This is a genomic window from Robiginitalea sediminis (genome assembly GCF_002198115.1).
Classification (GTDB): domain Bacteria; phylum Bacteroidota; class Bacteroidia; order Flavobacteriales; family Flavobacteriaceae; genus Robiginitalea; species Robiginitalea sediminis.
Window position 1 is genome coordinate 624,352 of the sequence record NZ_NGNR01000002.1, and the last position, 24,308, is coordinate 648,659.

Here is a 24,308-nt window from a genome sequence, read left to right on the forward strand (position 1 = left end):
TTTTTGGCACGCTAATTGTTTCTTTAGGGTGGAATGTGGATCGTCCCATTCGGAACGTAAAACCTTATGTCATGAAACAGTTGATTCTTTTAGTTACAGCCCTCTTGCTCGGAACAGGAAGTTCCCTGCGGGCCGCCTCGGTAGATAAGGTTGCAATGCCCGATGCCTTTCGCTACGGCAATTCATTCATCTTTGTCGAAAACGGGATTACCTTCTCGGTATATCCGGATGGGGAATTCGATTTCCACATAGACCGCTATGCGGGGATAAGTGCCCATATTGGTGCAGGCCCGGTAGGGGTAACCTTCAACACAGGGTTCGATTACAACCCCTATGTACAGTACGACGATTACGGTGCCGTAATCCAGGTGGAACACACCCCTGTATTCTACGATTTTTATGGGCGGGTGAACCGGATTGGCGATATCCGTATCTGGTATCGGAACGGCCTGGCCTACCGTATAGGCGGTATGCGAATTTTCTATAACCCCGGAGGGTATTACGATTACCACACTGGTTTTATCAACGTGTACAACCGGGTTTATGTCTACCGTCCTTTCCACAGGCTTTTTATCCGGCCGGCCCTTGGGTTCTGCATGGTCTACAACCGGCCCTACCGCAGGTTTTACCAGCCGCTGCGCTATACCTACTACAGGCCGTATCGGTTTAATGCCAGACGCCATTACGTAGCCGTGGGTAAGACGCACCGTTACCGGGAACGCGCAGACCGCAGCCGGGTCTACCGTAACGACAACCGGGTAAGCGCCAGGAGGTTCGACGATGTCCGCAGTGAGCGCACCGTATACCGGAACGATGCAGTCCGCTCCAATGCCCGCAGCAACCAGGGGCAGCACAGTGTTGCCCGCAGTGAGCAGGTACGCCAGCCGGAGCGTCGGGTTACACGCACCACCCCTGCCCGTCAGGAGGTCCGCAGTACGCGCAAGGTCGATTCCCGCGAGCCGCGGGCACGCCAGAGCAACCGGAGTGACTCCCGCGTGACCCGGAGCACGACGGTTACCCGTAAGCCGCAGGTGCGTAAGGAAAACAGGGGTGATACCCGAGTGACCCGTACGACCACGACCACCCGGAGGACCAGTACGGTAACGCGCAGCCCGCAGCGCAAGGACACCCCGAGCCAGGTGCGCAAACCGGGACGCTCAGCAGACAGCAGGGCCCGCTCCAAGGCCACGGGAAGCCGCACCAGCGAAGCCTCCCGCAGCCGCAGCAGGAGCAACCGCTCCGGCCATTGAAAGATTTGTTTTTAGGTTGGTTAGTTGTTAAGAACCCCGTGGAGGTATTTACTTCCCGGGGTTCTTTCTGTGCAGCCACTGCCTTACCAGACTATTGAGGTCCTCCGAAACTCCCAGGCGCAGGGCAATCCCTAGGTAAAAGACGCTAACAAGGACACTTTTGAGGACAATGTTGAGTACCGGGTGGAACCCGAACTCCAGCCTGAAGAACAACGCCCCCGTAACCAGGCTCAGAAGCAGAACGCGCCAGGTCCCCCGGCTGAAGGGTAGCATCCTGTATTTTACACCTACAAACACCAGTTTGGCCGCATTATATCCGGCTACAGCCAGGAAGGTAGCCACCGCGGCCCCGGTGATCCCCAAGGCAGGAATAAATACCGTATTCAGGGCGATGGTAGTGCCGGCAAGCAGGACCCCCATCAATAACAGCGTCCGGTAATAAGGTGAATTGTACAAGATGGCACTGTTGATCCCCAGGAAAGATTCAATGCACTTGGCGGCACCGATAAGCAGTACAATATAGAAACCGCCCCTGTAGTTTTCCGGGAGGAGGGCATCGAGTTGCTCCAGGTTAAGCAGGATGAGCAGGAAAATGAGCAGGGTAACCAGCATAAGCCCGAGCGAACTCCGTTTATAGAGGTCCGACAACTCCTTCATTTTTCCTTCGTGCAGGAGTGTTGCCGTAATGGGGTACGTAATCTGGTGCATGGCCCGCATGGGAACGATAATGACCGTGGCGATAAAAACGGAAACCGTATAATAGGCCACATTTTCGATCCGGATATACTGGTTGATCATAAAACGGTCTACCTCGATTAGGATGACCGAAACAGACCCGCCCAACAGGATAAGGCTACTGTATACCAGCATCTCGCGCGTGGTCCCGGGCAGCTGCAGCGTAAGTCGCAGCGGCCTGAGATAAAGGGCATATCCGGCCATAAGTACCGTGCGTATCAGGTAGAGCCCTACCAGTGCCCACAGGAAGGTTTCCACCCCAAACCACCCCAGATAAAGGGCAAGTAACAACAAGGTAGCCCCAAGCCGCACAAAGACTTCTTTCAGGAATGTTCCCCAGGCCGATTTAAGGCATATTTTACTCCAGGCAAAAAACACCTCAAAATAAGCCATGGACATACCCACCGTAAAGATGTGCCATACATAGCCCGCTACAATACTGTTTTCCCTGGAGAGAAAAGCCGCAATAGCCGTTTCTGCGAGGTACGTACACAAGACCACGGGCAGGATGGCTGTCAGGGGAAGCAGCAGCATCAGGCTTAAAAAGCCGTCCCGCTCACCGGATGCCGCAAATCCAGGAAAAAATTTGATAAGGGTGTTGGGTACCCCAACCGATAAAAGCGGCGTTAGCAGGGCGGCAGTGGAGAGTACCACGCCCACCAGCCCGAAGTACGTCTCGCTCATCATGCGGGTATACAGGAACAGGATGTTTACGGCACCCATTACAAACCCGGCATAGGTAAGCACGGTATTCTGTACAGATTGCCTTAAGACGATTCCCATAATACGTCATTTGCGAGTTTCCGGGTGAGGGACTGCCTGTGGTAGTCTCCTATTCCGCGGGTATTTCCGGTCAGGGTGCCCGCCTTGTAAGCCGTATACCACTCCCTGATTTGTTTTTCGATAGCCTGCTCCTGAGCGTACTCGAAGGCCGCACCACAGCCGGTTCCGGCAACGATTTCGGCGGCTTCCCACCCGCTGGGCCCTATGGCCAGCACAGGCCGTGCCGCTGCCATATATTCATAGAGCTTCCCGGGTAGGATCCCACGGGTCTCCGGCAGGTCAATTTCCAGCAGCAGGAGGATCTGGGCTTGCCGGAGGGCCTGCATCGCCTCTTGGTGCGGGACATAGGGAAAGGTGCGGACCCAGGGCATCAGGCCCGAGGCCTCCAGGGAGCGGGTGACCTCCTCGCTTACCAGCCCGGTCAGTTCCAGGCTCAGGTCCTTCCCGAAATCCGGGTGGGTTTGTGTCATCTGCTTCAGTATCCGCCAAAGCGCCTCGGGATTCCGCCCGGCGAGGAGGGAACCAATGTGGACCAGGCGAAAAGGCCCCTCCGGTTGGCTGCCGTCCGATGGTGGCTGGTCAAAACCGTTGGTAATCACATGGACCGGTTTGGTCGTTTGCTTTCGGAATGCACCGGCCGTAGTGCCTGAAGTGGCCACAACGGCATCGGCAGCCTGCAGGACTTCTTTTTCCAGGCGCTCGTGCTTGCGCCGGGCAGGTCCAGACAGATATAAATGTTCGTGATAGCCAATTAGCGTCCACGGGTCGCGAAAATCGGCTACCCAGCGGATGGGCACCTTTGCCTTTAGTGCCATCCCTATAAGATGGACACTGTGAGGGGGGCCGGTAGTTACTACGGTATCTATGCCTTCCTTAGCCAGGATTTCCGGTAATTCCCGCAACGCCGGTTTTAACCAAAACTTCCGCGCATCCGGGATAAAGAAATTCCCCCTGACCCAACGCATCAGTCGTTCGGTTACTCCCGGGCGCTCCTTCTCAATCATCCCGGCGCTCACTCGTTTTGTGGTGCGGGAACCCAGCAGACCGGCCAGCCCATAAGGTTCCCAGAACCGGCTCCGGTACACCGAAACACCTTCTGGTACCAGGGCAACCAGATCCTTGTCTATAATCGGGTAATGGGGGGTTTCCGGTATGAAAACAACGGGGTGGGCCCCCATCTTATGGAGGTAGCGAACAAAATAAAGCCACCGTTGTACCCCGGGTCCGCCGGCTGGCGGCCAGTAATACGTTATGATCAGGACTTTGCCCATTACTCTTCTTCCTTAACCCTGGGGCTGCGAACAATCGAAAACACAAGCGCAGCCAGGAAAGCAACGGCCAGGCCTATAGAACCTGCCAGCGCCAGGCCGGAGCCCCGCAGGACCACTTCCGGTTCGAATCGGAATTCCACCTTGTGGTTCCCGGCAGGGATCCTTGAGGCTCTCAAGGCGTAATTGACCCTGAAATGACTAACAGGGTTACCGTCCACATAGGCCTTCCAACCATGTGGATAATACATTTCGGAAAAGACCAACACCCCTTCCTGCGGATTCTCCGCCTGGTAAACCAATCGGTTGGGGGCATAGGATTCCAGGCGCACCGAGGCGGTGGAATCAACCGGAAAGGTCATACCTCGCATTTCCGGGAAATCGGCAGTATTGACCACCGCATGGCGGACCACATCCAGTGTATCGAGGGCTGCCATAGCGGCATCGGCATCCGGTACGGGGATCAACTGCTCCACAAACCAGGCGTTGCCCAGGGCATTGGGGTTTAAGGCCACCGAAGGTGCCCCTTCCTCATCAGGCTGGATCAGGTATTTGGTATTGAGCATATTCAGCACCTGACGGTTGTCCCGGTAAATGTGGTATTCGAACAGGTCCTGCATCCGGGCGGGTTTGGCCGCATGGTACCCCCCAAGGCTCTGGTGGAAATACGAGGTACGGGCCCCGTTAAGGCCTTCACTGACGTTCAGCACCCTATATATTGAACTGTCCTGCAGGATAAGCTGGTCTGCCTGGCTTTTGGCGATGGGCGCATTCATCCTGCGCTCGGCCACAAAGTCTTCCTGGTTTACATACCGCAGGTTTACCCCCACCAGGTCGAAAACCACAAGGGCCCCGAGGGCGCCGGCCAACAGGTTGCGGCCCAACCTGCCCTTGAGGTAAAGCCAGCACAATAGTGCAGCAACTCCCACCAAAAGGAAGGACCTGAAGGTATCCTCCAGGTAAACCGCCTTACGGTCTGCCCGGATAATATCCACCAACTCCCCTGAAAAATAGCGTCGGAGGATTTCGTCGTTCCCGGCAGCAAAATCGAAACTGCCACGAAGGGCAATAAGCGCAAGGGAAAGGCCGGAAAGGATGGCAAAGGCAATTAGCAGGCTTCTTTGTTTTGCGGGTGCCTCCACGCGGTTGCGCAACAATTCCCGCAACCCCAGGATACCCAGGATGGGGGCGCACAATTCCAGAATGACCTGGGCAGAGGACACCGCCCTGAACTTATCATAGAGGGGGAAATAGTCGATCATCAGGTTGGTGAAAGCCGGGAAGTTTTTTCCCCAGGATAGCATAAGGGAAAGGACAAAGCCCCCTGCAAGCCACCACTTGGCCCTGCCCCGTACCAGTAACAGCCCCAACAAGAAAAAGAAGAGGATAATGGCCCCGATATAGGCCGGTGCAGCCACGCCCGGCTGCTCCCCCCAGTACAACGGGAGCTCATTGCTGAAGTCCAAGGCCTGGGACCGGCTGATACCCTGTTCAACCAGGAACTTATACGTCTTGGAATCCGACCCCAGGGCTTCCACGGAACCGCCCCCGAAGAGGCGGGGAACAAAAAGGTTCAGGGATTCGGATAGCCCGTAGCTGTATTGGGTAATGTACTCTTTATCCAACCCGTTGGTGTCCGTTTTGGGATTGCCTTCCGGATCCAGGGTCAGGGCAGAAGGGCCACGCGTACTCCAGGCCGCGTATTCCCGGGTCGCCAGCAGGGAGGTGGCATTGGCCAGGATACCCAGGCCTACCGCCAGTACCAGAATGCCCACAGACAGGAAGTAATGGCCCAGAACCCGTTTTCGGATGGCGTCTACCAGATAGGCCAGCCCAAGTAACACGACCAGGAGCATGAAATAATACGTCATCTGGTAATGGTTGGCCTGGACTTCCAGGGCCATCGCCAGGGCCGTCAGCACAAAACCCCAGAGGTATTTTTTCCGAAACACCAAAAGGATTCCCCCCAGTAACATGGGCAGGTAGCCCAGGGCATGGGCTTTGGCATTGTGCCCCACCCCCAGGATAATGATCAGGTAGGTGGAAAAACCGTAGGCCAGGGCCCCGATCACCGCCAGGCGGGTGTCCACCTTCATGCAGCACATCAGGATATAAAACCCCAGGAAATACAGGAACAGGTAATCTGCCGGCCGGGGTAGAAACCGTATAACCCGGTCCAGTTTTTTGACGTAATCGTTGGGATAACGGGCGCCCAGCTGATAGGTGGGCATGCCCCCGAACGCACTGTTGGTCCAGTAGGGTTCCTCCCCCGTTTTATCCCGGAAATCCTCCTGCTCCCGGGCCATACCGCGGAACTGGACGATATCGGACTGATAGATGACCTTCCCCTGCAACACCGGGTGGAAATACGCCAGGGCGGCCAGGGCAAAGAAAACAAGGACAAAAAAATGGGTGAGAAACTGCTTGAAACGAAGGTTCATCAATGCGGTTGTGGTGGTTATTCTATTTCTTCGAATTCGATATACTCCCCGACTTTGGCGGAAGGTTTCCGGGATTTGGACGGACCCTTTTCCACGGTTACCTCCCCTACCGGCCCCGAATCTTCCTGCCCCGCGGCATTTTCGTATGCCTTGCGGAAGAAAGACTCCGCTTTCCGGGCGGCGTAGGCCCTGATCCAGGGTCTCAGCAGCCGGGCCAGCAGGAGCAGGGCGTAATACGCCAGGATGACGATCAGAATCGTTTGCAAAATACCCATTTTCTGGCAGCTCTTTATATCAAAAGTACAATTCCGACGTTGTTATAGGGGAATTTAAGTCCTAAATAAATTCTAAATATGGATCGCCCTGCCCGATTTGCCTCCGGAGTTTTTCGCATCTGCCTGGCCGCTGCAGCCCTGGTGCTTAGTGCCCCGGTTGCAACTGCCCAGTATACGGATGTCATCAATTCCAACCGCCCCGGGAAGGCCAACAGCGCCTATGCCGTGGGGACCGGCGTAATCCAGGCCGAGGCGGGCCTGTTTTTTGAACAGCAGGACCACTCCGGCCTCAATACCGATTCCGGCATTACCGGATTGGACGTAGCCCTGAGGTACGGCCTTTTCTTTGAAGCCCTGGAATTGCAGTGGGAAGGCATATTCCAGCATCAGCAAATCACCTTTACCGGCCAGGGGCGGGAAGAAGGCTTTACCGATTTCTACCGCAACCGCATTGGCTTTAAATACCTTGTTTACGACCGGTACAAAGACCCGGAACGCAATAAACCCAACCTGAGGAGTTGGCGCGCCAACAATGTCTTCCAGCTGAAGAACCTGATCCCCTCGGTGGCCCTCTACGCCGGCGCTAATTTTGTGTTGGGTGACAACCCCTTTTACCCGGGGGAACCCACGGTATCCCCAAGGGTAATGGCGGCAACGCAAAGCCGGTTAACCCCTCGTTTTGTCCTTATTACCAATGTGGCATACGACCGCATAGGGACCGATTTTCCGGAGTGGAGTTACCTCGTGTCCCTTTCCCATGCCTTCAGGAATCCCAAATGGAGTGCCTTCGTAGAGAACCAGGGCATTCAGTCGGACCGGTATTCCGATGTGCTGTTGCGGGGCGGTATCGCCTACCTTATTAGCCCGGACTTCCAGGCCGACCTCCTGCTGGGCGCCAGTTTTAAAAATACCCCCAGCCGTATTTTCATCGGAAGCGGGGTGTCCTACCGGCTGGATTCCCACCAGGATATAATCAAACCCATTGAGGACCAGGAGCGTATAGGCCGCAATTCGGGCAAACTATCCAAGGAGGAAAGACGCAGTCGAAAACGCGCCAACCGCAGGAACAAGAAACGCAAGAAGGGTAGCGAATCCGGGGAAATCGACTTTTAGACCGGCACTGGCCCTATTTGCCGGAATCCCTTTATACTGTGGCCAAAGTTTCCTAATATTGAAGCGGTAAAAACCGCTTATGATCCGAATTGTTGAGGCCCGGACCAAACGGGAAATGGAAGCTTTTGTGCGGTTCCCTTTTGAACTTTACAGGAATTCGCCCTATTGGGTCCCCCCTATTATCAAAGAAGAAATCCAGACGCTGGACCGGGAGGCAAACCCCGTGTTCGAGCAGGCAGAGGCCCGGTTCTTCCTGGCCTACCGCGGCCAAAAGGTTGTGGGGCGGGTTGCAGCCATAGTAAACTGGCAGGAAGTCCGGCAGATGGGCCTTCCGAAAATGCGTTTTGGCTGGTTCGATTTCGAAGACGACCTGGCCATCAGCAAGGCTCTTTTAGAGGAGGTAGCAGCCATCGGGAGAAGCCACAACCTGGAATACATGGAAGGCCCCATGGGGTTTTCCAACCTGGACAAAGTAGGGGTCTTAACCGAGGGGTTCGACCATATCGGAACGATGGTTACTTGGTACAACCATCCGTATTACAAGGAGCATCTGGAGCAGCTAGGGTTTGTAACCGAAAAGGAATACATTGAAAGCAAGTTCCCGGTTTCCAATGCGGACCCGCGCCTGTTTAACCGGGTGGAAGGCATCATCCGGCAGCGGTACGGGCTTACCCCGGTTAATTTTACCCTCACCGCCGAGATCATGCCCTGGGTAGATCAGATGTTCGAGCTGTTTAACAGCACCTATTCCCGCCTGTCCTCATTTGTCGCCATTTCGGAGGCCCAGAAGGAATACTTCAAGAAGAAGTACCTGCCCTTTATAAATCCGGAGTATATCAAGTTTATCGTAGACCGGGATGAGAAGCTGGTAGCCTTTGCCATTGTGATGCCATCCTTTTCCAGGGCCCTGCAAAAAGCGAGGGGACGCCTGTACCCTTTTGGTATTTTCCATTTGCTGCGTGCGCGCAAGCACAATAAGGATGCGATTTTCTACCTGATTGGCATTGTTCCCGAATACCAGAACAAGGGCCTTACCTCCATTATTTTCAACGAATATTACAAGGTGTTCCAGAAAAGGAAGGTCACCATGTGCTACCGGACCCCGGAGCTCTCCGACAATATCGCCATCCAGCAGCTCTGGAAGCACTTCTCCCCCGAGGTCTACAAAAGGCGCAGGACCTACCGCAAACCCCTGAAATAAAAAAACCCGGGGAAAAACCGGGTTTGTCTTCTTGTAAAAGGCGTTTTATTCACCCATGGCAGCAGCCACGGCAGCGGAAAGCCTTTTGTACGTCCCGTTTTGAAGGCGCTCCCGGATGGCGGAAAAGGCCTCCAGGGTGTCTTCAATATCCTGGGCCGTATGGGTAGCGGTCGGGATCATCCGCAGCAGGATAAGGCCTTTGGGGATCACCGGGTACACCACGATAGAACAGAAAATCCCGTGGTTTTCCCTCAGGTCTTTCACCAGGGCCATGGCCTCGGGAATACTACCGTTGAGGTATACCGGGGTCACACAGCTGGAAGTGTTCCCAATATCGAAACCACGCTCCTTCAGGCCATTTTGCAGCGCATTTACATTCTCCCACAGCTTGTTTTTAAGCTCGGGCATGGTCCTCAGCATATCCAGGCGTTTCAGCGCCCCTTTCACATAAATCATGGGAAGGGATTTGGCGAACATCTGGGAGCGAAGGTTGTACTTCAGGTAATCGATGATTTCCTGGTCTGCCGCCAGGAAGGCGCCTATCCCGGCCATCGACTTGGCAAAGGTGGCAAAGTAGACGTCGATATCGTCCTGCACCCCCTGTTCTTCCCCGGCGCCGGCCCCTGTTTTGCCAAGGGTTCCAAAGCCATGGGCATCGTCCACCAGGAGGCGGAATTTGAATTTCTTCTTCAGGGCGGCAATTTCCTTTAGCTTGCCCTGTTCCCCACGCATACCGAAAACACCCTCTGAAATCACCAGGATACCACCCCCGGTTTGCTCGGCCATTTTAGTGGCCCGCTCCAGGTTCTTCTCCAGGGACTCAATATCGTTGTGCTTAAAGGTAAAGCGCTTGCCCATATGCAGGCGTACGCCATCTATGATACAGGCATGGGAGTCCACATCGTAGACAATAATATCGTCTTTGGCCACCAGGGCGTCAATGGCAGACATAATCCCCTGATATCCGAAATTCAGCAGGTAGGCCGCTTCCTTGTTGACAAAGGCTGCCAATTCCTGTTCCAGTTGTTCGTGGTACGGGGTATGCCCGCTCATCATCCGGGCCCCCATAGGGTAGGCTGCCCCGAACTCCAGGGCTGCATCTGCATCTACTTTTTTGATTTCCGGGCGGTTGGCCAGCCCGAGGTAATCATTGATACTCCAGGTAATCACTTCCTTGCCCTGGAATTTCATCCGGTTGGAGATAGGTCCTTCCAGTTTGGGGAATACAAAATAGCCCTCGGCCTGGGAAGCCCATTTCCCGAGGGGTCCTTTATTCTCCGTAATCCGATCGAATAAGTCTCTCATGTAGGGTAGCTTGGTTAAGGATCCGTCGGTGCCGGGCACCTCCAAAAACAGCCATTGCTATTAGAACCGGATCCAGCCGCAAAAGTACAGAAAAATGGAACGGAATCACAAAAAATCTGGTACGGGTAGTCCCTTCCCACACCCTTAGACGGCAGTCTTACTTGACGTACTCGATCTTGCGGGCCTGCCCGATATTTTTGCTGTCGAAAAAGCCCTGGGCCTCCATCCACTGGTCGCTGTAGACCTTGCTCATGTAGCGCGAGCCGTGGTCCGGGAAAATGACCACCACCTTGCTATTGGCATCGAATTCGCCAGCTTCCTCGAGCTGCTTCACTGCCTGCAGGGCCGCACCGCTGGTGTACCCGGCAAAAATACCTTCGGTTTTGCAGAGGTGGCGTGCCATATGGGCACTGTCTTCGTCAGTCACCTTGATAAACTCGTCAATGATGTCGAAGTCCGTGGCGTCCGGGATGAGGTTCTTGCCGAGGCCTTCAATCCGGTAGGGATAAATCTCGTCGGAATCGAATTCCCGGGTTTCATGGTATTTCTTAAGTACGGATCCATAGGCATCCACCCCGATAATGCGGATGTCCGGGTTTTGTTCCTTCAGGTAGCGGGCGGTTCCGGAGATGGTCCCACCGGTTCCGCTGCAGGCCACCAGGTGCGTAATCTGCCCGGCCGTCTGTTCCCAGATTTCCGGCCCGGTGGTCCGGTAGTGGGCCTCAATATTGAAGGCGTTGAAATACTGGTTGATGTAAATGGACCCCTTGGTCTCCTCATGGAGCCTGCGGGCCACCTGGTAATAGGACCTCGGGTCGTCTGCACTGACGTGGGCCGGGCAAACATATACCGTGGCGCCCATAGCACGAAGCATGTCGATTTTATCCGGGGAAGATTTCGAGCTAACGGCGAGGATACACTCGTAGCCCTTTATGATACTCACCATGGCAAGGCTGAAGCCCGTATTGCCGGAGGTAGTTTCGATTATAGTGCTCCCGGTCTTAAGGATACCGCTGCGCTCCGCTTGTTCGATAATGAAGTGCGCAATACGGTCCTTGGCCGAGTGCCCCGGGTTAAAGGATTCCAATTTGGCGAAGAATTCGCCGGGATATCCTTCCGTCAGCCTGCCTAGTCTGACCAGGGGGGAATTGCCGATAAGTTCCAGGAGATTGTTGTAGGCCTTGATCTTTTGTTCCATAGGTTGTGGTTAGGCTCAAGAGATATGAACAATGAGCGGCTACCCGGCAAAATTACTATTTTTTTTCAAAATTCGATCCTTTTCCGGCCAGTTCCAGCAGGAACGCGTACTCCATGGCGGTCTCCCTGAGGGCCTCGAAGCGCCCGGAAGCCCCTCCGTGGCCCGCTTCCAGGTTGGTATAGAGGTAAAGCGGGTTCTGATCTGTTTTCAGGCTACGCAGGCGGGCAACCCACTTGGCGGGTTCCCAGTACTGTACCTGGGAATCGTGCAACCCCGCAGTGACCAGCATAGGCGGGTATTCCCGCGCCTGTACATTGTCGTAGGGGGAATAATCCTTCATATACCGGTAGTACCCGACTTCGTTGGGATTTCCCCACTCATCGTATTCCCCGGTGGTAAGGGGGATGGACTCGTCCAGCATAGTGGTGACCACATCTACAAAGGGTACAGCGGCCACGATCCCACTGTATAGCCCGGGTGCCATATTGACGATAGCCCCCATCAACAGCCCCCCGGCCGACCCCCCGTAGGCGAACAGCAAGTCCGGGTGTGCAAATCCCTGGGCAACGAGGTAACGGGAACAGGCGATGAAGTCCGTGAAGGTGTTTTTCTTGTGCAGTAATCTGCCCTGGTCATACCAGGACCTCCCCAGGTACTCCCCTCCCCTGACATGGGCTATGGCATACACGAAGCCCCTGTCCAGAAGGCTGAGTCTCACGGTAGAAAAGTAGGGTTCGGAGGTGCTCCCATACGCCCCGTAGCCGTATTGGAGCAAAGGACTGGTCCCATTGAGCGGGGTATCCCTGTGATGTACCAGCGAAATGGGGACGCGGGCTCCGTCCGGAGCAGTAGCCCATACGCGGCGGGAGACATAATTATCTTCTTTAAAGCTGCCCCCCAGGACTTCCTGCTGTTTTTTTACCTCCCATGTACGGGCATTCATATCGAAATCCACGATGCTGTAGGGGGTAGTCATGGCATTGTATACGAACCTCAGGGTTTGGGTGTCATAATCCAAATTGATATAGGGATAGGCCACATAGGTTTCGCTCTCGAAGGGTATGGGGTAAGATTCGGTCCCGTCCCAGCGGTTGACCTGCAACAGGCTAAGTCCGTTATCCCGCTCACAGACCACGTAGTAGTCGCGGAAAATTTCAAGGTCCTCCAGCAGGACATCCTCCCTGTGGGGGATAAATTCCTCCCAGGAGGTACTGATAGTCTGGCCCTCCTGGGTTTTCATGACCTTGAAATTGGTTGCCCCGTCCTTGTTGGTCAGGATAAAAAAGGAATCCCCGTAATGGTAAATGGAATATTCCACCCCCCGCTCCCTGGGCGAGAATACCCTGAATTCCCCTTCCGGATCATCTGCGCGGAGGATGCGGTGTTCCGAGGTCAGGGTGCTGTAGGAGCCAATGACGATATATTTCCGGGATTTCGATTTGTAGACGTAGGTATTAAAGGTGCTGTCCTGCTCGTGGTACACCAGTTCATCTTCGGAAACCGGGGTGCCCAGCACATGTTTGTATATTTTGTCCGAGCGCAGGGTTTCCGCATCTTTTCGCGTATAATACAGGGTCTTATTATCGTCGGCCCAAACCGAACCCCCAGTGGTATTCTCCAGTTTTTCCGGATAGACTTCCCCGGTTTCGAGGTTTTTGATCTGGATGGTGTACTGGCGGCGCGAAACCGTATCCACCCCATAGGCGGCAAGTCGGTTATCCGGGCTGATTGAAACCCCCCGGAGATTAAAAAAATCGAAACCCTCAGCCATTTGGTTGGCATCGAAGAGGATCTCTTCCCCCGCCTCCAGGGTCTTTTTCTTACGGGTATAGATGGGGTATTCCTTTCCCTGTTCGTAACGCGTGATATACCAGTACCCATTATAGATATACGGCACGGACTGGTCATCTTCCTTAATACGCCCCTTCATCTCTTCGAAAAGGGCCTCACGGAAGGCCTGGCTTCCCGCCGTCTGCTGTTGGTAATAAGCGTTTTCGGCCTTCAGGTATTCCAGAACTTCGGGGTCTTCCCGGTCATTGAGCCAGTAATAGGGGTCTATCCGGATGTCATTGTGCGCTTCCAACCGGTGGGGCCTCTCGGCTGCCTTCGGCGGCTTGGATTCTTCCATAGGGGGCAGATTGCTTGCGTTTTGGGAGGTCAAAAATAGGATATTCCTTCAGGATTTGGGAGGATGGCCGGTTACAGGCCACCAGACAAAGGGATAGCGAATCCATTTTTCGTACTTTTACAGGGATACTAAAAGGCAAAACCATGTTTGGAGATCTGATGGGCATGATGGGTAAATTAAAGGAGACCCGCCAGAAGATAGCGGATACCAAAAAACGCCTGGATACGGTGACCCTGAAGGAATCCACGGCCGATGGGGCTGTGGAAATCCTGATAACAGCCAACAGGGAAATCCGGGAAATCCACCTGGACGACCGCCTGCTCCAGGATAAGGATGAACTGACCGATACCCTGGTCATGGCCCTGAACCGGGCCATTACCCGGGCAGGGGAAGTGCAGGAAGCCGAATTGGGCGCGGTAGCCCGGGAGGGAATGCCGAATATTCCCGGGATGGATCAGTTCCTCAAATAAGAACGAAATGCTCGAAATCTGCAAAAACCGAGAAGGGTCTTACAACGTTGTTGTCAAAAGTGACCAGGGCCACACCCTGCTCGAGAGTATTTCCATTAACGAGCCGAGGGAAGCAGAAAAACTGGCAGCCGATATAAGACACCTCGCCGGAAACCCCTCCAATTTTGAACGTACCACCGAACACAGCGGCCACTTCCGGTTTACACTAAAAGGTCCTGATGGCAGCATTCTTGGCAGAAGCCTGCCCTACCAGTCCGAAGCCGGCATGGAAAACGGTATTAAAAACACCCTGGCGCGGATTGCCCGCGGGCTATCAGAAGGATAACCCTGCCAGGACTTCCTGTACGTATTGGTGCATGCTTTCGGTGTAGTCCCGGTGGGTCACCATCCGCAACTTCCCCTGCCCCATTCCGATCAGACGGATCCCCTTGGAGGTAAAAAAATCGGTGAGTTCCGTATCTGTAACGGCTTTGGGGTCTACCTCAAAAATGACAATATTGGTCTCCACAGGGGCCACGTAGGTCACAAAATCTTTAGCCTCTAATAATGCTCCGATTTCACGGGCTTTGCGGTGGTCCTCCCGGAGGTCTTTCATTTGGTGGTCCAGGGCGTATATACCGGCGGCAGCCAGGTACCCGGCCTGGCGCATCCCGCCGCCCAGGACCTTTCGGATTCGCAGGGCCTGGTCCATAGACGCTTTGCTGCCCACCAGGAGCGAGCCCACCGGGCACCCAAGCCCTTTGCTAAGGCAAACGCTTATCGTGTCGAATAACTTTCCATAATCCGTGGCAGCTGCACCGGTGGCTACCAGGGCATTCCAGAGCCGTGCCCCATCCAGGTGGTACGCAAGGCCATGGGTATCGCATACCGCCCGGATACGCTGTAACTCGGCAAAATCCCAACAGGCGCCCCCGCCTTTGTTGGTGGTATTTTCGATACAGACCAACCGGGTACGGGGGCTGTGGTAGAAATCGGGCGGGTTAATGCCCGCTTCCACCTGCCAGGCCTTCATCATGCCCCTGTCTCCGTCCACTAGTTTGCAGGAGACCCCGCTGTTAAAACTCACCCCTCCTCCTTCGTAATTATAGACATGGGCGTATTTATCGCAGATGAGCTGGTCTCCCGGCTGGGTATGCAGTTTGATCCCGGTTTGGTTGGCCATGGTCCCGCTCGGGAAAAAGAGGGCTGCCTCCATCCCAAACATATCGGCTACTTTCGCCTCTAAAGCATTAACCGTTGGGTCTTCCTTAAAGACATCATCGCCAACCGCGGCCCCCATCATGGCCTCCAGCATTCCTTCGGAAGGTCGGGTAACCGTGTCGCTTATTAAGTTTACTTCCATAAAGCCGGTATTTCGTCCAGGCAACCCATCCCAATGGGGGAACCATCCGGGATTTTGGGCACCTCCGGAACCTTAAGCTTGTCCGGGTGCTCGAAAAACTGGTCTATACGCCGGACCATTTCCCGGGAGGCTGCCCCGTCGCCTTCCTTCAGGAGCCTGGTTTTCAGGGCACGCAACTGGGCGTATGCCAGGGCATTAACCTGCGGGTGCACCCCTTCGCGTGCCGCCAGAGCCATCAGGTGCCACAACACCCGAAATTGGACCACTTCCCGGATGCTCTGGTGATAGGTTTCCTTTTCAGGCTTGGCAAAAACGCGGGAGGTGAGTCCCTGGAGGACCTCCCCCAATCCGAGCTGGCCGGGATCAATCCCCTTTTGCTGTACCAGGCGGGAAGCCCGCTGGGGGTGCAAAAGGAGCTCCAAAGTCATATCTGAGGCGGTCTCGGCAGCCGCCAGGGCATCGAAGCCGGTACCAATCCGGTTTTTAAAGGATTCCCGCGTAGCCGGGTACCCCATGGCCCTGGGCGGAAACCAGGCCAGGGTTTTTTCCGGGATGGCCAGCACCACGGGTTCCAGGGTCCGGAGCACCGCATCCAGGGCTTTCTCCTGTTCTTTTGTCTCCAAAAAGGACCAGGGCGGTGTGGGTTCCCCCTTAACGGCATAGGAATACACCATTCCTCCAATGCTTTTCACAGCAGCCTCGGTCTGGTAGCGATGGAAAAAATACAGGGGGACAAAAACGTCCTCCAGTACGCTGTAAGGCTCTCCGCTCCGGATATTGTCCGGGGAAAAATGGGTTATGGCCGCTTTCCGGATGCCCAAAACCCGGTCGAGTTCGTCGGAGGCGTTTGCCCCATTATCCCAAAGGTGGGCATGGGCATGGGCCCCACCCTGCGGGCGGGCATCCTGATCGGAGATATAGCGCAGGCCGCTCTCGAAGGCGCTATCCAGGATGGCGCTGAGGGCTTCTCCCTGGTCGGTACCCTCCTGAAAATCGGAATATGCGTAGGCTACGGTAACCTTGTCCCATTCGCCAATACCCGTATCGTATGCCATACTAAAATCGATATCCTCCCCGGTCACCTCCACATAGGGATGCGGGTAATCCATTACCGAGGCCCGGTTATTGGTACTGGCTGCAAAATTATGGGCAAACCCCAGGGTATGGCCTATCTCATGGGCAGAAAGCTGGCGGATACGCGCCAGGGCGAGCTCCATCATTTTGGAAGTATTGCCGTCCGAATCCCGGAACGGGGCCCGCGCCAGGGCCTGTGCAATCATAAAATCCTGGCGGATGCGCAGGCTGCCAAGGCTTACATGCCCTTTGATGATTTCCCCGGTCCGCGGGTCCTGTACGCTGCTGCCGTAGCTCCAGCCCCGTGTAGAACGGTGCACCCATTGGATGACATTATACCGCACGTCCATGGGGTCGGCATCGTCCGGGAGGATTTTTACCTGGAAGGCATCTTTATACCCGATGGCTTCAAACGCCTGGTTCCACCAACGGCCTCCTTCCAGTAAGGCCGAACGCACAGGTTCGGGCGTCCCGTTGTCCAGATAATAGATAATAGGTTCCACCGCTTCGCTTACGGCGGCGGACGGGTCCTTCTTTTCAAGGCGGTGGCGGGGGATAAACCGTTTCATGATGGGTTCTTCCACCGGCGTTGCGTAATCGTAGAAACTAAAGGGGTAGGATCCGCTGCGCGGGTCGAATGGCCGCATTTCAAACCCGGGTTCCGGGAGCTCGATAAAGGAATGATGCTGGGCTACGGTCACCGACTTGGCATCCGGGGTCACAGAACGTATATAGCCGCCCTGTGGGCTCCCCTTAAAGGTCAGCCAAATATCCAATTCAATGTTCTTGGGAAAGGCTTTGGTCCGCTCCAGGTTTACGGCGCTGCGGGAGGTGTCCAGGCTGTAACTTCCCTGCCCGGTCTGCTTCAGGCGGTCCGAGACCCCGTGGGCGTCCTGCATCAGGAATGGGGTGAGCTCCACGATATGGCGCTCCCCGATGGTTTCCACAATGGGGAAACCAAAGCGCACCGATTGGGCAAATGCCTGCTCCACAGACTTTCGCTCCAGGGCGTTCTCCGTATTGGCCCGAAACCGGAGGTTGGGTTGCACCATCAGGATCTTATTGCCGACCTTTTTGAAACGGACCACCTGCTCGTTACCCAACTGCCCGCGGTCCAGGCCTATATCATTACTGCCGATACCGCTGCTCAGGGAATAGACATACAGAAAATCCGTGTCGAGTTTGTCGATCTCCAGGTAGACTTTACCCTCAGAATCGTCGTAATAAAAGTTGAAATAGCCTTCAAATTTCTGGTAAGAGGCGCTTTTGTCTGAAAACTGCCCGAAGACGCTGGCCTGGAAAACCACTGCCAAAAGGAGGAGGAAACGATATCTCATACGATGCTTTTGTGCTAAAAGTAATGAAAAAGGGAGCGAAACAAAACACCCTTCAATCGGTAAAAAACCTCTACTTTTACAGTTCGAAATCTAACTGCGAACGATGATAGATCGATATAAGTCGCTTATGGATCGCCTTGGTGCGTTAAGGAGGTATCTTTGACATAGATGCCAAGCGAATAGAAATCCAGAACGAAGAAGAAAAAACACTCGTCCCCGGCTTCTGGGACGATCCCGTAACCGCCCAGGCTTTTATGAAAAGCCTGAAATCCACAAAAAACTGGGTGTCGGACTTTGACGAAGCCCGGGAAATGATGGGGGAAGCAGAGGTGCTCCTGGAATTTTACGAAATGGATGAGGTCTCCGAGGCGGAGGTGGAATCCACCCTGGACAAGGCCGAAGTGGCCATGGAAAACCTCGAATTCCGCAACATGCTTTCCGATGAAGGGGATGACATGACCGCCGTGCTGCAGATTACCGCCGGAGCCGGGGGTACTGAAAGCTGCGATTGGGCGTCCATGCTCATGCGGATGTACCTGATGTGGGCGGAAAAGAACGGCTATAAGGTCCGGGAACTCAACTACCAGGAAGGCGATGTGGCGGGAATTAAAACCGTCACCCTCGAAATTGAGGGAGACTATGCCTTTGGTTGGCTCAAAGGAGAGAACGGGGTGCACCGGTTGGTGCGCATCTCCCCTTTCGACAGCAATGCCAAACGCCATACCTCCTTTGCTTCGGTATATGTCTACCCCCTGGTGGACGACACTATCGAAATCGAGATCAACCCGGCCGATATAGAAATTACCACTGCCCGTTCCAGCGGAGCCGGGGGCCAGAACGTCAACAAGGTGGAGACTAAGGTGCAATTGGTGCATAAACCCACGGGGATTCAGATCAGCTGCTCGGATTCCCGCAGCCAGCACGACAACCGGGCCACAGCCCTGAAAATGCTGAAATCCCAGCTCTACGAGATTGAACTCCGCAAAAAACAGGAGGCAAGGGATGCTATCGAATCTTCAAAAAAGAAAATCGAGTGGGGCTCCCAGATCCGCAACTACGTATTGCACCCTTATAAGCTGATAAAAGACGTCCGCACAGGGGAAGAAACCGGTAACGTGGATGCCGTGCTGGATGGGGACCTGAACGCGTTTTTGAAAGCCTTCCTCATGATGACAGGGCAGCAAACCACCGATACCTAAATCGTACCGCCATGATTACCATTTACCACAACCCCCGATGCCGCAAGTCGCGGGAAGCCCTGCAATGGCTCTCCGACCATGGGTATACCCCGGAAATTGTAGAATACCTGAAGGCTCCCCTTTCCCGGGAGGCCTTGGCCGACCTCCTGGAAAAACTGAAGATGGAGCCCGGTGACCTGATTCGGCGCAACGAGTCCATCTGGAAGGAAACCTACAGGGGGCGGGACCTGAGCCGGGATGAGCTGCTCGGAGCCCTTGCGGAACATCCTAAGCTAATGGAACGACCGGTCGTGGTGACAGGTTCGAAGGCCGTGGTCGCCAGGCCTGCAGACAGAATATCTGAACTATTTGATAATTAGCATTTTAAAACAAAGAACCGGAGCACACTTGAAATTAACAAAGTTTTAACCAAGCCCGGTTAAACCCACCCCTTTTAAATCCATCTAAAAAAACACGAGATGAAGACAAAGCTTTTGATTTTGTTCGTCCTGGTGGCCGGATTGCATGTGGCCCATTCCCAATATGGGTATGGTATGAACCGCTATTACGGCCGGAACGCCATTCCGCAGGCCGATGCCCCGGATAAAAAACCGGAGCCCCTCACAGCCGAGGAAATCGTGGAAAACGAAATGCCCAACATCATTGAAGCCGTAGGGCTGAATGATTTCGAAGCAGCCGTTGTCTCGTCCATCCTGACCAAATACGTTAAACAGCGCATTGAACTCCGAATCCTTGAATTAGAACCGGAACAAAGCCGGGCGGCCTACGAGAAGATCGATAGGGCCGAGAGAGAAGAACTAATGCAAGGGCTTCCTCCTGAAAAATTTGAAGCCATGGAGGCCCTGAAGGAAAGCGGATATGATGCTAAAAAGCTTAAGAAAAAAGAAAAGCGAAAACGTAAAAAGTCGAAAACCTAAACACATGAAGCACCTCCTATTGCTGCTCCTGGTAGTATGCACCCTGGGCCTGCAGGCGCAACGCCCCCAAGGACAGGCCGAAAACATCAAAATAACGGGTACAGTACTGGACCAGGACACAGGGAGGCCCCTGGAATACGCCACAGTAGTAATGGAGAGCGTTCGGGAACCTTCCCGTATCACCGGAGGGATTACCGACCTGGACGGGAAGTTTGAAGTTGAGTTGCCCAGGGGGATGTACAACATCCGCGTCGAATATATCTCCTATACTACCTATAGTTTAGAGAATCAGCGCCTGTTCCAGTCCAAGGACCTGGGGGAAATCCGGTTAGGCGTGAATGCTACCCAGCTGGAGGCTGTGGAGGTGGTGGGCGAACGGACTACCGTGGAGGTCCGCCTCGACAAGAAAATCTACAATATTGGCAAGGATCTGACCAACAGCGGGGCTACCATCTCGGACGCGCTGAACAACGTCCCCTCCGTAGATGTGGACGTGGAGGGCAATATTAGCCTGAGGGGTAATGAAAACGTCAGGATCCTGATCAATGGCCGACCTTCCGCCCTGGCGGGCTTCGGCTCCACCGATGCCCTGCAGCAACTGCCGGCCGACGCTATTGAGCGGGTGGAGGTCATTACCAGCCCTTCGGCCCGTTACGACGCCGAAGGCACTGCGGGTATCCTGAATATTGTCCTTAAGAAAGAAAAGACCCTGGGCTTCAATGGCTCGGTAAATACCTTTGTGGGAGACCCGACCAATGCCGGGATTACGGTAAACGGAAATCTCAGGACCGATGCATTCAATATTTTCAGTACCGTGGGCTACCGTTACCGGGAAGGGCCTGGAAACGGTTTTTTCGACAACACTTACACCGGCGGTTCCTTCGACCGTATTACGGAAGACCGGGACATCAACCGGCTTAACCGTGGGGTTAATGCCAACCTCGGTATGGAAGTCTTCCTCAACGACCACTCCAGCATTACCGGGAGTTTTTTTATGAGGGGCGGCAACGACAAGGATGTTACCCAGAACAACACGGAGCGCTTTGTAGGGGGCACCACAGATAGTCGGACCCTCCGTGTGGAATCCGAAAAAGAAGAGGATAACAGTTACCAGTGGTCTTTTAATTACACCAACGACCTGGACGACGATGGCCAAAAGCTCACGGCAGATGTACAAATAGGCCGCGACAAGGAAGATGTTACGGCCCTCATTGAAGAGCGCACCACCTTCCCTACAGATAACCTGGTAGCCCTGGAGAACGTGCTGCAGAAGGAAGAATCCAAGGAATACCTGATCCAGGCCGATTACGTCCTGCCCATGGAAAATGCCCAGTTCGAGGCCGGTTTTCGCATAGACCTGGAGGAGGAGATGACGGATTACCGCCTGGACTCATTGGACCAGGCCAGCGGGCAGTTTGTCATCAACGAAACCCTGACCAACCTGTTTACCTTTAACGAGGATATCGCTGCGGTATACACCCAGTACGGGAATAAATTCGGGAAGTTTTCCTTTCTGATGGGCCTGCGGCTGGAGAATACACGGCTCAGGGGGGAGCTGGAATCCGAATTTGACCCCAGCCAGCTGGAGGAAGAACTCGGGGTGGATGTCGATGTGAATTTCGACAAGAATTACCTGGGCCTCTTCCCTACCATTAACCTTATTTATGAATTGGCCGAACGGGAAAATATCACCATCGGTTACAACCGGCGGATAAACCGGCCCCGGGGTTGGTTCATCAACCCCTTCCCTTCCCGGAGTTCCCGGACCAATATCTTCCAGGGGAACCCGGACCTGAACCCGGCTTTTTCACATACCTTCGACCTCGGGTACCTGAAGCGTTGGGAAAAAATTACCCTGAGTTCGTCCGTGTACTATTCCAGGGAAACCGATGCCTTTGAGCGCGTACAGGAGGAGACCGGGCAGACCACTACAGACGGGATCGAGATTATCCGCTCCATCCCCATCAACCTGTCTACCAACCAACGGATAGGGGGCGAAGCCAGTATCCTGTACAACCCTTCCCGCAAGTTCCGCCTGAACGCCAGTTTCAACATTTTCCAGTTCGATACCGAAGGGGAGTTTAACGGGGTGGACTACGGGGCCAAGAACACCAGTTGGTTTGCGCGTTTCGGCTCTAAGGTAACCCTGCCCCTGGCCATCGAATGGCAGTCCAATGCCTTTTACCGGGGCCCGTTCCAGAATGCACAGACCGAAACCCAAGGGATTTTCTCCCTGAACATGGCCTTAAGTAAGGACGTACTGAAAGATAATGGGACCATTACCCTTAACGTGAGCGACCTGTTTAATTCGCGCAAGCGGCAGTCCTTTACCCAGACCCCTTTCTTTACCTCAGACAGCGAATTCCAGTGGCGGGTACGCCAAATAAACCTGGCGTTTGTCTACCGCTTTAACGAGGCGAAGAAGCGCAATGGACGCGGGGAGCGCAATTTTGATGATGACGGTGGAGAGGATTTCGGAAGTTCCCGATAATGACCAAAAAAGAAACGGGGCCAAAAGGCCCCGTTTTTCTTTTATTCCCTGGCGCGCTTGGCTGCGCGGCGTTCTTTCCAAAGTTCGATCAGGTTACCACCCAACCAGTAAGGAACCACGAACAGCAGCAGGAACATCATGAGCCAAAAGCCGATGGTCACAATGGTCAGGAAGGCTAGGAATCCGAGATACTGGTCAAACTCAAACATGTTTTTCTGCTTTGGTCCACAAAGATAGCAGGATTCCTTCTAATCCTGCAAACCAAAGGAAAATTTTTACACCCCATCCCTACCCGAGGTCCTGTTGAAATCCCATTGAATCCGTACCTTTAACACAAAATCGGACACCATGAAATACCGCGTCGAAAAAGACACTATGGGGGAGGTTCAGGTCCCCGCAGACAAGTATTGGGGGGCGCAAACCGAACGCTCCAGGAACAATTTCAAAATAGGCCCTTCAGGCTCCATGCCGTTGGATATTATCTACGGGTTCGCCTACCTGAAAAAGGCTGCCGCCTATGCCAATTGCGAACTCGGGGTGCTGGCCAAACCCAAGCGGGACCTCATTGCATCCGTTTGCGACGAGATCCTGGAAGGGCAGCACGACAACCAGTTCCCCCTGGTAATCTGGCAGACCGGCTCCGGGACCCAGAGCAATATGAATGTTAACGAGGTAATCGCCAACCGCGCCCATGAAATGGCCGGCAAGGCCATTGGGGAAGGGGAAAAAACCCTTCAGCCGAATGACGATGTGAACAAATCACAGTCTTCCAACGATACCTTCCCAACCGGCATGCATATAGCTGCTTACCTGAAAATAACGGGCACTACCCTGCCGGGTGTCCGGAAACTGCGCGATACCCTGAAGGCCAAATCCGAGGCCTTCCGGGACGTGGTTAAAATCGGAAGGACCCACCTGATGGATGCCACTCCTCTTACCCTGGGTCAGGAGTTTTCCGGATATGTGAGCCAGCTGGACCACGGGATCAAAGCCCTGGAGAACACCCTGGACCACCTGGCCGAACTGGCCCTGGGAGGGACGGCAGTGGGAACCGGACTCAATACTCCGGCCAGGTACGATGTGCTGGTGGCTAAATACATCGCGGAGTTTACCGGGATGCCGTTCCGGACCGCGGAGAATAAATTCGAGGCCCTGGCCGCCCACGACGCCCTGGTGGAAACTCACGGGGCCTTAAAGCAACTGGCCGTTTCCCTCAATAAAATTGCCAACGATATCCGCATGCTGGCCTCCGGGCCCCGTTCCGGCATTGGGGAAATCACCATCCCGGCAAATGAGCCCGGCAGTTCCATCATGCCCGGAAAGGTTAACCCCACCCAATGTGAAGCCCTGACCATGGTATGCGCCCAGGTAATGGGCAACGACGTGGCTGTGACCATCGGGGGGACGCAGGGCCATTACGAACTCAATGTCTTTAAACCGGTCATGGCCGCCAATGTCCTGCAATCTGCCCAGCTCCTGGGGGATGCCTGCATGAGTTTTGAAGAGCACTGCGCCTCCGGCATTGAGCCCAACCGGGAAAACATCGAACGCCTGTTGAACAATTCCCTTATGCTGGTAACTGCCCTGAATACACGCATCGGGTATTACAAGGCGGCCGAGATCGCCAATGCGGCACATGCCAATGGCACTACCCTGAAAGAGGAAGCCGTGCGCCTGGGCTATGTTACTGCCGAGGAGTACGACCAGTGGGTCCGTCCCGAAGAAATGGTGGGGAGCCTCTCCAGCTGACTTCGGCCAACCTCTCCTTAAAATAAAAAAGC

General features: G+C 54.5%; 20 protein-coding genes. 10 read left to right on the plus strand and 10 right to left on the minus strand.

What is annotated here, in order from left to right; all coding sequences use genetic code 11:
- Nucleotides 1-71 precede the first annotated feature (71 nt).
- Nucleotides 72-1,250: a hypothetical protein gene (locus CA832_RS09030; RefSeq protein WP_088341245.1), complete on the plus strand. Its 1,179-nt coding sequence runs from the start codon at nt 72-74 to the stop codon at nt 1,248-1,250.
- A 48-nt stretch (nt 1,251-1,298) separates the two neighbouring features.
- Here CA832_RS09030 and CA832_RS09035 read toward each other — a convergent pair whose 3' ends face one another.
- From CA832_RS09035 to CA832_RS09050, 4 genes are read right to left on the minus strand one after another with little or no spacing between them, the layout of a single operon-like run.
- Nucleotides 1,299-2,768: an oligosaccharide flippase family protein gene (locus CA832_RS09035; protein WP_088341246.1), complete on the minus strand. Its 1,470-nt coding sequence runs from the start codon at nt 2,766-2,768 to the stop codon at nt 1,299-1,301.
- Nucleotides 2,753-4,039, minus strand: coding sequence for a glycosyltransferase family 4 protein (locus CA832_RS09040; protein ID WP_088341247.1), 1,287 nt, complete (start codon nt 4,037-4,039; stop codon nt 2,753-2,755). The genes CA832_RS09035 and CA832_RS09040 overlap by 16 nt, the downstream gene beginning before the upstream one ends.
- Complete coding sequence (locus CA832_RS09045; protein WP_088341248.1) at nt 4,039-6,477, minus strand: YfhO family protein; 2,439 nt, start codon at nt 6,475-6,477, stop codon at nt 4,039-4,041. Before CA832_RS09045 ends, CA832_RS09040 begins: the two co-directional genes overlap by 1 nt.
- A 17-nt stretch (nt 6,478-6,494) precedes the next feature.
- Nucleotides 6,495-6,743, minus strand: a complete 249-nt coding sequence (locus tag CA832_RS09050; protein WP_143542362.1) for a DUF4834 domain-containing protein — start codon at nt 6,741-6,743, stop codon at nt 6,495-6,497.
- 87 nt (nt 6,744-6,830) lie between these two features.
- On the opposite strand from CA832_RS09050, the gene CA832_RS09055 reads away from it, so the two are divergent.
- Nucleotides 6,831-7,865, plus strand: coding sequence for a transporter (locus CA832_RS09055; protein ID WP_088341250.1), 1,035 nt, complete (start codon nt 6,831-6,833; stop codon nt 7,863-7,865).
- Between the two features lie 79 nt (nt 7,866-7,944).
- Nucleotides 7,945-9,066 carry a GTP cyclohydrolase gene (locus tag CA832_RS09060; RefSeq protein WP_088341251.1) on the plus strand — a complete coding sequence of 374 codons (1,122 nt, stop codon included), beginning with the start codon at nt 7,945-7,947 and terminating at the stop codon, nt 9,064-9,066.
- 45 nt (nt 9,067-9,111) lie between these two features.
- Here CA832_RS09060 and CA832_RS09065 read toward each other — a convergent pair whose 3' ends face one another.
- The 3 genes from CA832_RS09065 to CA832_RS09075 form a co-directional block, all read right to left on the minus strand.
- Nucleotides 9,112-10,371, minus strand: coding sequence for an aminotransferase class I/II-fold pyridoxal phosphate-dependent enzyme (locus CA832_RS09065; protein WP_088341429.1), 1,260 nt, complete (start codon nt 10,369-10,371; stop codon nt 9,112-9,114).
- A gap of 157 nt (nt 10,372-10,528) precedes the next feature.
- On the minus strand, nt 10,529-11,569 hold the full coding sequence (locus CA832_RS09070; protein ID WP_088341252.1) for a PLP-dependent cysteine synthase family protein: 1,041 nt from the start codon (nt 11,567-11,569) through the stop codon (nt 10,529-10,531).
- A 55-nt stretch (nt 11,570-11,624) separates the two neighbouring features.
- The gene (locus CA832_RS09075) at nt 11,625-13,697 is read right to left on the minus strand and encodes a S9 family peptidase (RefSeq protein ID WP_088341253.1); all 2,073 of its coding nucleotides are present in this window, start codon (nt 13,695-13,697) and stop codon (nt 11,625-11,627) included.
- Between the two features lie 143 nt (nt 13,698-13,840).
- On the opposite strand from CA832_RS09075, the gene CA832_RS09080 reads away from it, so the two are divergent.
- A complete protein-coding gene (locus CA832_RS09080) occupies nt 13,841-14,167 on the plus strand; it encodes a YbaB/EbfC family nucleoid-associated protein (RefSeq protein ID WP_088341254.1) in 327 nt (108 codons plus the stop codon).
- A 7-nt stretch (nt 14,168-14,174) separates the two neighbouring features.
- The gene (locus tag CA832_RS09085; protein WP_088341255.1) at nt 14,175-14,492 is read left to right on the plus strand and encodes a YegP family protein; all 318 of its coding nucleotides are present in this window, start codon (nt 14,175-14,177) and stop codon (nt 14,490-14,492) included.
- On the opposite strand, the gene CA832_RS09090 is transcribed toward CA832_RS09085, so the two are convergent.
- Both CA832_RS09090 and CA832_RS09095 read right to left on the minus strand, forming a co-directional pair.
- Nucleotides 14,481-15,509: a threonine aldolase family protein gene (locus CA832_RS09090; protein ID WP_088341256.1), complete on the minus strand. Its 1,029-nt coding sequence runs from the start codon at nt 15,507-15,509 to the stop codon at nt 14,481-14,483. The two genes, CA832_RS09085 and CA832_RS09090, sit on opposite strands and share 12 nt — an antisense overlap.
- On the minus strand, nt 15,500-17,920 hold the full coding sequence (locus CA832_RS09095; RefSeq protein WP_088341257.1) for a zinc-dependent metalloprotease: 2,421 nt from the start codon (nt 17,918-17,920) through the stop codon (nt 15,500-15,502). Before CA832_RS09095 ends, CA832_RS09090 begins: the two co-directional genes overlap by 10 nt.
- Before the next feature lie 103 nt (nt 17,921-18,023).
- Here CA832_RS09095 and prfB point away from each other — a divergent pair.
- From prfB to CA832_RS09115, 4 genes are all read left to right on the plus strand, one after another.
- A protein-coding gene (gene prfB, locus CA832_RS09100; protein WP_143542363.1) for a peptide chain release factor 2 occupies nt 18,024-19,119 on the plus strand; the annotation gives its coding sequence in 2 pieces (ribosomal slippage) (nt 18,024-18,080 and nt 18,082-19,119; 1,095 coding nt in all).
- An 11-nt stretch (nt 19,120-19,130) separates the two neighbouring features.
- A complete protein-coding gene (arsC, locus tag CA832_RS09105) occupies nt 19,131-19,478 on the plus strand; it encodes an arsenate reductase (glutaredoxin) (protein WP_088341259.1) in 348 nt (115 codons plus the stop codon).
- A gap of 99 nt (nt 19,479-19,577) precedes the next feature.
- On the plus strand, nt 19,578-20,036 hold the full coding sequence (locus CA832_RS09110) for a hypothetical protein (RefSeq protein ID WP_088341260.1): 459 nt from the start codon (nt 19,578-19,580) through the stop codon (nt 20,034-20,036).
- 4 nt (nt 20,037-20,040) lie between these two features.
- Entirely contained in the window at nt 20,041-22,527 is a 2,487-nt protein-coding gene (locus CA832_RS09115; RefSeq protein ID WP_088341261.1) for a TonB-dependent receptor domain-containing protein, read from the plus strand.
- 41 nt (nt 22,528-22,568) lie between these two features.
- Here the strand turns inward: CA832_RS09115 and CA832_RS15145 are convergent, their stop codons facing one another.
- Nucleotides 22,569-22,736, minus strand: coding sequence for a hypothetical protein (locus CA832_RS15145; protein ID WP_088341262.1), 168 nt, complete (start codon nt 22,734-22,736; stop codon nt 22,569-22,571).
- A gap of 139 nt (nt 22,737-22,875) precedes the next feature.
- On the opposite strand from CA832_RS15145, the gene fumC reads away from it, so the two are divergent.
- Nucleotides 22,876-24,276 carry a class II fumarate hydratase gene (fumC, locus tag CA832_RS09125; protein ID WP_088341263.1) on the plus strand — a complete coding sequence of 467 codons (1,401 nt, stop codon included), beginning with the start codon at nt 22,876-22,878 and terminating at the stop codon, nt 24,274-24,276.
- Nucleotides 24,277-24,308 lie beyond the last annotated feature (32 nt).

Bases quoted from the DNA above. Each gene is read 5' to 3' on its own strand.
- CA832_RS09030 (WP_088341245.1), top strand. From the start codon at position 72: ATGAAACAGTTGATTCTTTTAGTTACAGCCCTCTTGCTCGGAACAGGA.
- arsC (WP_088341259.1), top strand. From the start codon at position 19,131: ATGATTACCATTTACCACAACCCCCGATGCCGCAAGTCGCGGGAAGCC.
- CA832_RS09065 (WP_088341429.1), bottom strand. From the start codon at position 10,371: ATGAGAGACTTATTCGATCGGATTACGGAGAATAAAGGACCCCTCGGG.
- CA832_RS09085 (WP_088341255.1), top strand. From the start codon at position 14,175: ATGCTCGAAATCTGCAAAAACCGAGAAGGGTCTTACAACGTTGTTGTC.
- CA832_RS09115 (WP_088341261.1), top strand. From the start codon at position 20,041: ATGAAGCACCTCCTATTGCTGCTCCTGGTAGTATGCACCCTGGGCCTG.
- CA832_RS09095 (WP_088341257.1), bottom strand. From the start codon at position 17,920: ATGAGATATCGTTTCCTCCTCCTTTTGGCAGTGGTTTTCCAGGCCAGC.
- CA832_RS09110 (WP_088341260.1), top strand. From the start codon at position 19,578: ATGAAGACAAAGCTTTTGATTTTGTTCGTCCTGGTGGCCGGATTGCAT.
- CA832_RS09090 (WP_088341256.1), bottom strand. From the start codon at position 15,509: ATGGAAGTAAACTTAATAAGCGACACGGTTACCCGACCTTCCGAAGGA.
- CA832_RS09075 (WP_088341253.1), bottom strand. From the start codon at position 13,697: ATGGAAGAATCCAAGCCGCCGAAGGCAGCCGAGAGGCCCCACCGGTTG.
- CA832_RS09070 (WP_088341252.1), bottom strand. From the start codon at position 11,569: ATGGAACAAAAGATCAAGGCCTACAACAATCTCCTGGAACTTATCGGC.
- CA832_RS09055 (WP_088341250.1), top strand. From the start codon at position 6,831: ATGGATCGCCCTGCCCGATTTGCCTCCGGAGTTTTTCGCATCTGCCTG.
- CA832_RS09045 (WP_088341248.1), bottom strand. From the start codon at position 6,477: ATGAACCTTCGTTTCAAGCAGTTTCTCACCCATTTTTTTGTCCTTGTT.
- CA832_RS15145 (WP_088341262.1), bottom strand. From the start codon at position 22,736: ATGTTTGAGTTTGACCAGTATCTCGGATTCCTAGCCTTCCTGACCATT.
- fumC (WP_088341263.1), top strand. From the start codon at position 22,876: ATGAAATACCGCGTCGAAAAAGACACTATGGGGGAGGTTCAGGTCCCC.
- CA832_RS09040 (WP_088341247.1), bottom strand. From the start codon at position 4,039: ATGGGCAAAGTCCTGATCATAACGTATTACTGGCCGCCAGCCGGCGGA.
- CA832_RS09080 (WP_088341254.1), top strand. From the start codon at position 13,841: ATGTTTGGAGATCTGATGGGCATGATGGGTAAATTAAAGGAGACCCGC.
- CA832_RS09060 (WP_088341251.1), top strand. From the start codon at position 7,945: ATGATCCGAATTGTTGAGGCCCGGACCAAACGGGAAATGGAAGCTTTT.
- CA832_RS09035 (WP_088341246.1), bottom strand. From the start codon at position 2,768: ATGGGAATCGTCTTAAGGCAATCTGTACAGAATACCGTGCTTACCTAT.